The organism is Clostridium kluyveri DSM 555 (assembly GCF_000016505.1).
In the GTDB taxonomy this organism is placed as follows: Bacteria; Bacillota; Clostridia; order Clostridiales; family Clostridiaceae; genus Clostridium_B; species Clostridium_B kluyveri.
In genome coordinates this window covers 2,448,574-2,461,064 of the sequence record NC_009706.1, presented here as the reverse complement: position 1 = coordinate 2,461,064, position 12,491 = coordinate 2,448,574, and the positions used below count along the sequence as shown (strand labels likewise).

Here is a 12,491-nt window from a genome sequence, read left to right as displayed (position 1 = left end):
CTATGGGATTAATTAAAGCTGCCATAAAAAATAAAAAAATAGTATTGTTTTTAGTAGCTGTAATCATTATAGGTGGTTTTTACTGCTACTATATAACTCCTAAGCAAGAAAGTCCAGATGTTTCATCTCCAGCGGCCATGATTACTACAATATATCCTGGCGATTCTCCAGGTGATATAGAAAAATTGGTTACAAAGAAAATTGAAGACAAGGTTGAGGAGATAGATGGTTATGATTATGTAGAATCATATTCAAAAAATAGTGCTTCTATAGTTATTGTATATTTAAACAATAATGCGGATAAGGATAAAGCCTGGAGGGATTTGAGAGACAAGATTAAAGATTTAAAGTCTGATCTTCCAGAAGGATGCCAGGATAGTAAAATAGATACCAACCTCACAGAAACAGCTGGCATGATTATAAGTGTATCTGGTAAAAACTATTCTTATGAACAGCTTGGAAATTATGCAGAGGACATAAAAAAGCAATTAAGTGATATAAGTGGTATTTCAAGATTTGATGTAGATGGAAAGCAGGATAAACAGGTAAAGGTAGAAGTGGACTGGAGTAAAATAAATAAATATTCTATTTCCATTGAAGATGTATGCAGTGTATTAAAAGCACAAAATATAGATATTCCCTCGGGATCTTTAGACCTAAGTACGGGAAAAATAAAGGTTAATACACCAGGTACGTTTACTTCACTGCAGGATATAGAAAATACTATTGTAGGAGTTTCAAGCACTACTGGAGAAACTATGAAAATTAAAGATATAGCAAAAGTATATATGGATTATGATGATGATTCTGAATTGAAATTTACTGATAATGGAACTGGTGCAGTGCTATTGGCAGGGTATTTTGAGAATAATAAGAATATAGTACTTATAGGTGATGATGTAAAGAAAAAACTAGATGAGATAAAAAAGCAGCTGCCAAAGGATTTAACCATAGATGAAGTTACATTTCAACCTGAAGATGTAAGTGATTCAGTTTCATTTTTCATGAAAAATCTCAGAGAGGGTGTTATTCTCGTAATTATAACAATTCTCATAGGAATGGGGCTTAGAAATTCTTTAGTAGTATCTGCAGTTATTCCTATATCTATAGCAATGTCTTTTGTGGTAATGAATGTGCTTGGAATTAAAGTGGAGCAGATGTCTACTACAGCACTTATTATAGCTCTTGGAATACTGGTAGATGATGCTGTTGTAATAGGAGACGTTATACAGGTAGGAATAGATCAGGGTATGACAGGGGATAAGGCTGCCTTGCATGGTATAAAAAGATTATTTGTACCTGTGTTTACCTCAACATTGATTATTGTAGGAGCTTTTGCTCCACTACTCACAATACCTGGGGCAGTGGGAGAATTTTTAAAATCGTTGCCTCAAGTGGTAATGATATGTGTAACTTGTTCTTACCTATCGGCGTTATTTGTAACTCCTGCTATGTCTTCTTTAGTCTTTAAGAAAAGTAAAAAGGTGAACAGGGAAAGTAAAGTTCGTAGAATGTTTCACAGGCTTTTAACTTATGGATTTTCACATAAAAAGACCGTTGTTATGGCAGCCATAGGGGTATTTGTAGTATCTATGTGTATAATAAAAACCCTTGGAATGCAGTTTTTTCCTTATGTGGACAAAAATATAGTTTACATAGATGTTTCAAATGAAAAAGTTGATGACATAAATAGTACAGCCAATTTGGTAAAACATGTAGAGGATATATTAAAAGCACAAAAGGAGGTCACAGGATATACTTCAGCCATAGGTGGTGGTATGCCGAAATTTTATATTACCTTGCCCACAGTGGCACTCTCAAAGGATACAGCGCAAATTATGGTAAGGATAAATATAGATAAGACTGAAAAATTTGAAACAAGACAGGAACTAGCTGAACATATACAAAGTTTGTTAGATAGTAAAATTTATGAGGGTACAGCTACGGTAAAACTTTTGGAGCAGGCTGAACCAACAGGAGCGCCAATAAGGTTGAGACTTACAGGAGATGACCTGGATAAAATTTATGCTGCTTCAAATAAAATACAGCAGCAGTTAAAGAGTATACCAGGAACCCTAAATGTAAGAGATGATGCTGCAAAAAAGACTTATGAATATGAAGTGAATATAGATGATACTAAAGCATCACAACTTGGACTGTTAAAATCCGATATACTCCAGCAGATGAACATTGCCTTAAGCGGCTACAGTAGTTCCGTATATAGAAAAAATGGCAGTGAATATGACATTTTGGTTAAGAGCAATATTTCATCTGTAAAGGAGCTTGAAAACTTGCAGGTTAAATCAAGTATTACCAATAATAAAGTAATGTTGTCACAGGTGGCAGAGGTGGCTTTAAGCCCTGAACTGGATCAGATAAAGCATTATGAAAAGGATAAGACAATAACAGTATATAGTGACATAAAGACAGGATATAATTCGGTAGATGTAGAAAATACATTAAGTAAAAAAATCGATAAAATGGATTTAAATGATGTAAAAGTTATTTATGACGGAGAAAAGTATCAGATACAAAAGAATTTTACCAGTCTTGCCATAGCAGGAGTATTCACTATATTGATAATTTATGTACTTTTGTTTATTCAATTTAAATCCTTTATACAGCCACTTGTAATAATGTGTTCTCTTCCATTATCGTTGATAGGAGTGACAATAGGACTTTTAATATTTAAAATGCCTCTGTCACTGACGGCTGTAATGGGGATAATAAGTCTTATCGGAGTAGTTATAAGAAATGCAATATTGCTTATAGAATATATACATGATGGAAGAGATGAAGGACTTTCTATAGATGAAGCTTGTCTTCAGGCTGTAAGCCAAAGATTTAGACCAATCATATTAAGTTCAACAGCAACTATTACAGGACTTATACCACTAGCATTTTCAAAAAGTGCATTATTTGGTCCAATGTCTGTAACTATAATGTTTGGTCTTTTAACAGCTACTTTTCTAACATTTATAGTTGTTCCAGTAGTATATTCCTTAATTACTGCCAAAATAAAACAGAGATTAGTAAACAAGAATCTAGAAATTTAAAGTGTAAAATAGATGTTAAAATATTTTAACGTCTATTTTACATTATTATGCTTTAAATAGAATATGCCTATGCTACATTTACATTATAAATACCAATCCTAAATAAATTGACTACAGGTCATTTGTCGTAATTTATCCGAAGGCGGCAATTAGCTAATACCCCATCTCTTCAAAGTGGAGGATAAGCACTGTTACGCCCCTGGATAAGTTCTTCTAAGGTTCAGATAGAGATGAGTATTTCTCTATAGCAAAGTTTACCTGAACCTCTGAATCACTTGATGGGGAGGAAAGATTAAAATGTCAGCTTTTAGAGTGTTGCATTTATCAGATATTCACATAGGAAAAACCTATATCAAATCTGAAGAAATAGCATATAAAATTGTTTATGACATAACCCATAATGGATTATGTACTGTTAGAAGTGTAGTTGTAACAGGGGATATTTTTGATGGGCAAGTACAGATTAATGAAAAATTAATTAGTGAAGCTGTAATTTTTTTTAATATTTTGTTAGAACAAATCAATCTCAATCAAGATGAATATAAATTAACAAAAGATGATTTTATATTTATACCGGGTAATCATGATCTAATTAGAGTAGATGATTATGAATTAAGATGGAGTAAATATAATGGTTTCCTGAAAGGATTTTATATTAATATACCAGGATATTATAATACAAAAAATTATTCAGTGTTAAGGCCCTATTATGAAGAAAAAATAGTTTTTATTGGATTTAATTCCTGTCAGATTGAGAAGAAGAAAATTTTTGACAAAACATATCTGAATATGATAGATAAAAATATTAAATCAGAAACATTAAAAAAGCAGGGAATTGATAAAAAACAGTTAATTGAGTTGTTGGAAGGTGAAGTGGCAAACGAATATGATGATTATGGAAAAGTATCTATGGCACAGATATCAGATATTGAGAGACAGATTAGAAAATTAAATGGATACAATATAGTTGCCATGCTTCATCATCATTTTTATCTTTTCCCGGAAGTAGCACAAAAGTATGGAGATTCAAGTCTGGTTAGAAATTATACTGCTTTCATTCAACATTTAAAATATATGAATGTAAAAACTGTTTTACATGGACACAAACATTTTGATTTAGAGCGTCCATTTATTACAGATGATTATTATGAAACAACAGAAAGTATTATTGATGTGTTTGCAGGGGGGTCTGTTGGTACAGATAGAAAGGATAGGCATACCTTTAGCATAATTGATTTTTATAAGCAAAGAGAGGATATCAAATTAATTCAACATAAATTTATTTACAATGGAGAATCACTAGAGCCTATTTCTAAAAAGCAGATTCCTTCGAAGAATATTTCAGGTAGAGTGGTTAAACTTTTAGAGATATTAAAATTTACAAATTATGATGCGTATATGTTATATATGACATCTCTTGAAAAACTATTTAAAATTTATAAAACTTGTGGGGAAATAATCAACTGGATCAGTGAATCAATAACTGGATTTTGTGATGTTTATAAATATTTGGATAGGGATTATAGGAATATTCTGTTTTTATTATATTCTGTTAGTTGTAGAACATTAAACTATAAAAGTATTATAGAAAAGGATACACAATATTTAGAGTATGCATCATCAATATTGAAAGAAATATTCGATAATTTTTTATCATGTCCCCATTTTAATATCAGTGATGAAGATTTTCACTCTTTGTTTAAAATAAAAAGTTTAAAAAGTTTAGCGGATAAGTGTAATCAATTGTTAAATGAAAATATGAATAAAATTACTAAACAGTATTTAGCCTTTAGTATGATTGGTATATTTTTTTCAGATTTGTATTTGGTATTCACAGAATATGCAGATGACTTTTATAACGAAAATATTAAATATAAGGTAAATATTAAAATGGAAGAAAATAAGTTTCATGCAAATGTTCCTGCGCCAAGAATAACTATTGAATCCAATGCTGATAGAAGAAGTGCCTATGTAAAGTTTTTGTGCAATGAGGCTACAGTATATAAAATTGCCGTTTTATTTGTTAAAGAATTTGATTTAATACTAGATAAGTTTCAACATTGTTTTAAATCAATAGGATTTAAAATGTATTATTTAATTCCTAAAATAGATAAGAATAATTTTAAGAATACACTTGATAGTTGTAATTTTGAGGCCTATATACCAACTCTGCTGCCTTTGTTAACAGGAGACAATATATATTCTTCAAAAGAGGTATTTGCAAGAGAATTAATTCAAAATTCCATAGATGCCACAGCGGTTAGAGAAGCTAAAGAGGAAATTGATTTTATGAAATCAATTCGTATTGAATTTGGAAAAGATAAAAATGCTGGACTATATTTTAAAATTAAAGACAATGGAACAGGCATGGACAGATATAAAATTGAAAGGTATTTTACCAATATTGGCAGAAGCTACTATTCAGGTGATGAGTATAGGAGTTTAAATATCAGTTATGAACCTATTAGTAATTTTGGAATAGGTTTTTTGTCTTCATTTATGGTATGCAGGGAAATAGAAGTAAGAACCAAATACTTTTTCAACGGCACTGAAGGCTTAAAACTTTATATACCTAATTACGATGGATGCTTTTTTATTGAAGGCGAGGAAAATATAGATGTTGGTACGGAAATAAAATTATATTTAAATAAGGAAATGCATGTAGATACTATAATAGATTATATAAAAAAAGTTATGTTAGATGTTAAATACGATATTATTATAAGCTATAGAGATGAAGGAAAAGAAGAACTCATTGAAATACCGGCTCATTATATTAGAAAAAATAGTACAGTTGAAGCTTTTCAGTTTTTTATTCCCTTTAAAGAAAATGGAGAGGTGTTAAATATCCATTGGAAGGAGGAAGTACTTTCAGAAAATTTTATTAATAAATATGAATATGGATTATTAATAAAAGCTAACTTGGATAATATGGATTATAATTATGGTGAAGTAATATTAAATGCGGGAATTCGGGTAGAGCAGACATCTTTAGATGCATTATTTCATAATGAATTTAACTATGATAGAGATGATAATGGTATTACGTATAATAGCATATTTATGAATTTCCCTGCAAACTGGATACAAATTGATGTTTCCAGGGAAAAGTTGAAAGGTTTCTCTGATATGATTAGGGATATTAACCATAAAAATCCTATTGGAATTAAAATTGCTGAAGTGATATACAATCAATTGACATGTTTTTTAAATTACAGCAGGGAAAATTCAATTAGTATTCCTAAGTCATGTGTACAAGAGATTATCCAGTATGCTATTTGCTTTTGTAGGAATGAAAACTCCAGTGTTTATAAAAAATTATTGAATTTAAAGTATTAAACTTGTTTAGAAATTATGGATATTGAAGAAAAAAATAAAAAAACTATTGATCTTTATATTGCAATATCGTAATATATAAATATAACGATTATATAAAATTTGGTAAGGAGGTTATTAATTATGGCTAAGGTGATAAATAGCAGTGAATTTGAAGGGAATGTTTTAAATAGTAGTGAAACAGTATTAGTAGATTTTTTTGCAACTTGGTGCGGACCATGCAAAATGATTGCTCCAGTTCTTGAGGAATTAAGCGAAGAGATGAAAGGAAAAGTAGAAATGTTCAAAGTAGACGTAGATAGAAGTGCTGAGCTGGCTCAAAAATATGGAATTCAAGGTGTACCAACACTGATGATTTTTAAAGATGGTAAATCAGTAGATAGAATAGTGGGTTTCCAGCCTAAGGAAATACTGAAGTCTAGATTACAACAGTATTAAATTTTAGTTCACAAATATACATTTGTAGATTGTTACAAGTGATTTTGGGATTCGGATGGGGTTTGCTGTAGAGGAATGATTTATTTTCCCCATCTGAATCTTATCATTTTTAAAAAATTGACATTATAAAATGTTGAACTCCAAGTGAAGTAAGTGACAAAACTATCCAACACATAAAACCTAAAAAAATTGGCTTTACAGCATTTTGTACAAGCTCTCTGATGTTAGTATTTAGTCCCACAGACACCATTGCCATTACAATTATAAATTTTCCGGTTTGTGATAAAAATTTAGTAACTCCAGCTGGAAATGGCACAAATGTATTGATTACTGATGCAGCTATAAATCCCAGTACAAACCAGGGAAATATTTTAATCATACTGTAAGATACTTTTTTGTTTTTAGTTTCTTTTTTGGATGTATAAATTGCCAGTAACAAAGTAGTGGGAACAATTGCAAGGGTTCTTGTAAGTTTTACTATAACCGCCAGATTGCCAGCTGTATTACTGTAAGAATAGCCAGCAGCCACTACAGATGAAGTATCATTAACTGCAGTGCCACTCCACAGGCCAAAGCATTCATTGCTCATATTGAATAGATGTCCAATCAGAGGAAATAAAAAAGCAGCAATAGCATTAAAAAGAAATATAGTTGATATAGAATGGGCAACTTCCTGATCATTTGCATTTATTACTGGAGCTGTTGCTGCAATAGCAGAACCACCACATATAGAAGAACCAATACCTATTAGTGCTGCTGTCTTATTATTTATTTTTAATAATTTACTTATAACATAGGCGGTAACAAGTGATGCCGAGAGGGTAAAAATCATTAAAACAACCGTTTGTTTCCCCACTTTAAAAACATTAAAAAGATTCATGCTAAATCCCATAAGAATAATAGAATATTGAAGCAATTTTTTTGAAGTGTATATTATACCTTCATTAAGATAGTTTGGCCTTTTCCAAAATGCTAAAATCATTCCAAATAAAATTCCGAGTATAGGACTGCCTATAATTGGAAACATATTTCCAATGAGCCATGCAGGAATTGCTATAATCAGTGTAAATATAATTCCATATAATTTGTTAATTATTTCTTCCATAATATATTCCTCCTGTCTGACTTTTATGATATACCTTGATATTATGTAAGTAAAATATTATTATATTATCATTATAATAAGTAAATGCTAATATATAAGGAGAATATTATGACTTTAAGACATTTTAATATATTTGTTGTTGTGTGTGACAAAATGAATATGACTAAAGCGGCAGAGCAGCTTTTTATATCCCAGTCAGCAGTTAGCCAGGTAATTTCTGAACTTGAAGGCCACTATGGTGTGCGGCTTTTTGAGAGGTTGTCAAGAAAGCTTTATATAACTCAGGCAGGAGAAAAATTATTAAGTTATGCCAGATACATTATTAAATTGAATATGGAATTAGAAAATGATATGAAAACCTTAGGTGAAAATGGTTCTATCCGTATTGGTGCAAGTGTTACTATTGGGGCTTATGTACTACCTAAACTTATTTCACAGTTTCAAAAAGTAAATTCTGAAACTGATATAAAAGTATATGAGGAGAATACTGAAAAAGTTGAAAAAATGCTTCTTCAGGATGAAATTGACATAGCCCTTGTAGAGGGAGAAACAACCCATACAGATATTATAAATGTGCCATTTATGGAGGATGAATTGGTACTCATATGTGGAAGTGGTCATAGGTTTGCAAAGCTTACTTGTATTGAACCTTATGAGCTTGAAAAGGAAAAATTTATTATTCGTGAAAGGGGAAGTGGGACTCGCAGGACATTTGAAGATAAGATGAAGGAAAATCATCTGAAATGGCAAATTTCATGGACATGTAATAATACAGATACTATAAAAATTGCAGTTTCAGAAGGGCTGGGGATATCAGTTATTTCAAGATGTTCAGTAATAAATGAATTAGTCCTCGGAACACTTTGTGAAATACCTGTTAAAGAAATTAAATTTAAAAGACAATTTAAAATTATATATCATAAAAATAAATATTTAACAGAAATAATGAAACACTTTATAGATTTTATAAGGCAGTAGGAAGTTACTTTATAATATACCCAATTATTTAGTAGATTAATGAGTATAATTCATTAATTTTTATAACCCCAAAATTCGATGAGTTAACATTAAAAGTGAGATTATAAAATATGTATACTATTTTTATGGAAGGCTTGCTGATAAATGCAAAGGAAAGACAATGCTTTATGTTGGGGTTATTATCTATATTTTTATTTGTGTATATGCCTATTTTATACACAGTTTTAGTAGGAATAGTAACCCAAATTACAGGAAAGAGCAATTATGGAGTTTTTAGTATAATACTTTTATTTATTATTGGAGGAATAATATTAATTAAAGTACCTGATAAGGAATAGAAAGTTGCAAGGTACTTCTAAAGATCATCTGGGATTAAATATATACATCTTTAAAACACATAAGCCTATATATGCTATAATATATAAAATAAATTTTAATATAGAGGTGAGTGATAGTGATTGGCAATGCTGAAGAAGTTCTGCATAAATATTATGGCTATGAAACTTTTAAAAAGCATCAGAAAGAAGTAATTGAAAGTATATTAAGTGGAAGAGACACCCTGGCAATTATGCCTACAGGCGGAGGAAAATCTATATGTTATCAAATACCTGCAGTGCTTTTTAAAGGGGTAACTATCGTCATATCTCCTTTAATTTCTCTTATGAAAGATCAGGTAGATAACATAAGTGAATTAGGTATAAGGGCGTCTTATATAAATAGTTCTATTTCTCAGCAAGAAATTTTAAGTATATTTTCAGATTTAAGGAATGGAAAAGTAAAAATATTATATGTAGCACCGGAGAGATTAGATTCTCCAGAATTTTATCAGCTTATGAAAACCATAGAAGTTTCGCAGGTGGCGGTAGATGAAGCACATTGTGTATCCCAGTGGGGACATGATTTTAGAATAAGCTACACACATATATGTAAATTCATAGAAAACTTTTCTAAAAGACCGGTGGTTACAGCATTTACTGCCACAGCCACTGAAGAAGTGAGAGAAGATATTGTAAACCAGATAAAATTGAAAAAAGAGGCTGTTTTTATATCAGGATTTGACAGAGAAAATTTAAAGATATCATGTCTTAAAACTGGAAATAAATTACAATATTTATTAAATTATGTTAAAACAAATGAAGCACAATCTGGAATAATATATGCATCCACCAGAAAGGAAGTGGATAATATATATGAAAAACTTAAGGCAAATGATTTATCTGTTACAAGATATCATGCAGGATTGCCAGACAGGGACAGAAAAATAAATCAGGAAGATTTTGTATATGACAAGGCGAATATAATAGTGGCTACCAATGCCTTTGGAATGGGTATTGACAAATCAAATGTAAGATATGTAATTCACTATAATATGCCTGGAAATATAGAAAGTTATTATCAGGAAATAGGCAGGGCAGGCCGTGATGGAGAATCCAGTGAGTGTATATTAATGTTTTCCGCGCAGGATGTAATTACCCAGAAATATTTAATAGAAATGAGCATACAATCTCCAGAAAGAAGAATAAATGAATATAAAAAGCTTCAGCATATGATAGATTTTGTGCATTATAATGGTTGTCTTAGAAAATTCATATTAAATTATTTTGGAGAGGAGGTAAATTATAATCAGTGTGATAATTGTAGTAATTGTATAAATTCCGGGGAATATGTGGATAAAACCCTAGATGCACAAAAGGTTATCTCCTGTGTATATAGGATGAAAAGGGAATTTGGAGTAAATATGATAGTGGATGTTTTAAGGGGTTCTTCTCAAAAAAAGGTACTTCATTATGGATTTAATAAACTATCCACTTATGGCATAATGAAAGATTATTCAAAAGAAGCATTATCAAATTTTATAAATACCATTATAGCTCATAAGTATATAACCTTAAAAGAAGGAGAATATCCAACTGTGGTGTTAAATGCCCAGTCTATAAAAGTTTTAAAAGGTGAAGAAAAAGTAATTTTAAAAGAATCAGTTAAAGCAAATAAAATCACCGCCCATAATGATCTATTTGAAATACTTAGAAATTTAAGAAGAGAAATAGCTTTGGAAGAATCTATTCCACCCTATATGGTATTTTCAGATGCAACTTTAAAGGAACTAAGTATAAGGTATCCGATAGATTCAAATCAAATACTGGATATATCAGGAGTGGGGGATTTAAAATTAAAAAAATATGGTGAAAGATTTTTAAATATTATAAAAAAATATATAGAGGAAAATAAAATTGAGCCCAACTGGTCATTTAAAGGTAGTATTACCAGTAAAAGTGAAAGAAAAAATGACAAACCCAAAACCCATCATATAACAATTAATATGCTTAGAGACAATATGGGCATAAAAGAAATTGCGAAAAAAAGACAACTCACCCTATCTACAATACTTACTCATATTACAAAATATTTTGAAGAAGAAAATGTTATGGATATAAATATAAAATTTGAAGAGTTGTTTACCTATTCAGAGGAAAGAGAAGTTTTAAAGGTCATAGATAAAGTTGGTATATCTAAGTTGAAACCCATAAAAGAATTACTTCCAGATAGCATAAATTATGATAAAATAAGAGCTATTATAGTAAAAAATTATATCTTAAAAGAGGTGGTAAAATGAAATTTGTAACTTATGATTACAAAGGAAAAGAAAACATAGGAATTTTAAAAGACAAAAGTATTTTGAATTTTGAGAGTATATTTTATGAAATTGGGGAAGAAAATCCTCCCAAAGATATGGTGGAGCTTATAAAATATTTAGATGAAGATAAATTGAATGAGGTAGAAGAATTTTTAAAAAGTAAATCTTTGCAGGGGGTATTTCTAGATACAGTTAAATTAAAAGCACCCATACCTTATCCCAAAAGAAATGTATTTTGTCTTGGGAAAAATTATGAGGAGCATGCAAGGGAGATAAAGTTAACCAGAATAACAGGTAATGAAATACCAAAAGTGCCCATATATTTTACCAAAGTTGCATCACCGGCGATAGGTAATGGAGATTCAATAGAATTTTCAAGTGAGGTTACCAATCAGGTAGATTATGAGGTTGAACTTGGGGTGGTAATAGGAAAAAATGGGAAAAATATAAAAAAAGAAGAAGCAGAAAAATATATATTTGGCTACACCATAATAAATGACATATCAGCAAGGGATCTTCAGGGAAGTCATATTCAATGGTTTAAGGGAAAGAGCTTGGATACTTTTTGTCCTATGGGGCCTTGTATAGTACATAAAAATGAAATACCGTTCCCTATAAATTTAGATATAAAGTGTTGGGTAAATGAGGAATTAAGGCAAGATTCAAATACAAAAAACCTAATTTTCGATATACCTTATATAATAAGTGATTTATCTAAAGGAGTAAGTTTAAAGGCAGGAGATATTATAGCAACGGGTACACCCAGTGGTGTAGGAATGGGCTTTTCTCCTATCAAGGTGTTAAAACAAGGAGATAGTATAGAATGTTATATAGAAAAAATAGGTAGTTTAGTAAATAATGTAATAAATGTTTCCCGTTAATTTATATTGGAATAAATAAATATTCAGGGATTAAAAATATTTAGGTTACATAGATTATAAAG

At 30.3% G+C, this 12,491-nt stretch carries 8 protein-coding genes; 7 read left to right on the top strand and 1 reads right to left on the bottom strand.

What is annotated here, in order from left to right:
• The first annotated feature begins 2 nt into the window (after positions 1-2).
• The 3 genes from CKL_RS11680 to trxA all read left to right on the top strand — a co-directional run bounded on the left by CKL_RS11680 (position 3) and on the right by trxA (position 6,830).
• Positions 3-3,056 (top strand): efflux RND transporter permease subunit, encoded by a 3,054-nt coding sequence (locus CKL_RS11680; protein ID WP_012102730.1) that lies wholly within the window; start codon positions 3-5, stop codon positions 3,054-3,056.
• 297 nt (positions 3,057-3,353) lie between these two features.
• Complete coding sequence (locus tag CKL_RS11675; RefSeq protein ID WP_012102729.1) at positions 3,354-6,395, top strand: ATP-binding protein; 3,042 nt, start codon at positions 3,354-3,356, stop codon at positions 6,393-6,395.
• A 120-nt stretch (positions 6,396-6,515) separates the two neighbouring features.
• Positions 6,516-6,830 carry a thioredoxin gene (trxA, locus tag CKL_RS11670; protein ID WP_012102728.1) on the top strand — a complete coding sequence of 105 codons (315 nt, stop codon included), beginning with the start codon at positions 6,516-6,518 and terminating at the stop codon, positions 6,828-6,830.
• A gap of 109 nt (positions 6,831-6,939) precedes the next feature.
• On the opposite strand, the gene CKL_RS11665 is transcribed toward trxA, so the two are convergent.
• Positions 6,940-7,935, bottom strand: a complete 996-nt coding sequence (locus CKL_RS11665; RefSeq protein ID WP_012102727.1) for a YeiH family protein — start codon at positions 7,933-7,935, stop codon at positions 6,940-6,942.
• 108 nt (positions 7,936-8,043) lie between these two features.
• Between CKL_RS11665 and CKL_RS11660 the strand changes: the two genes are divergently transcribed.
• The 4 genes from CKL_RS11660 to CKL_RS11645 all read left to right on the top strand — a co-directional run bounded on the left by CKL_RS11660 (position 8,044) and on the right by CKL_RS11645 (position 12,429).
• Positions 8,044-8,913, top strand: a complete 870-nt coding sequence (locus CKL_RS11660) for a LysR family transcriptional regulator (protein WP_012102726.1) — start codon at positions 8,044-8,046, stop codon at positions 8,911-8,913.
• A gap of 125 nt (positions 8,914-9,038) precedes the next feature.
• A complete protein-coding gene (locus CKL_RS11655) occupies positions 9,039-9,251 on the top strand; it encodes a hypothetical protein (RefSeq protein ID WP_187147899.1) in 213 nt (70 codons plus the stop codon).
• A 116-nt stretch (positions 9,252-9,367) separates the two neighbouring features.
• On the top strand, positions 9,368-11,527 hold the full coding sequence (gene recQ, locus CKL_RS11650; RefSeq protein ID WP_012102724.1) for a DNA helicase RecQ: 2,160 nt from the start codon (positions 9,368-9,370) through the stop codon (positions 11,525-11,527).
• Positions 11,524-12,429 (top strand): fumarylacetoacetate hydrolase family protein, encoded by a 906-nt coding sequence (locus CKL_RS11645; protein WP_012102723.1) that lies wholly within the window; start codon positions 11,524-11,526, stop codon positions 12,427-12,429. The genes recQ and CKL_RS11645 overlap by 4 nt, the downstream gene beginning before the upstream one ends.
• The last annotated feature ends 62 nt before the right edge of the window (positions 12,430-12,491 follow it).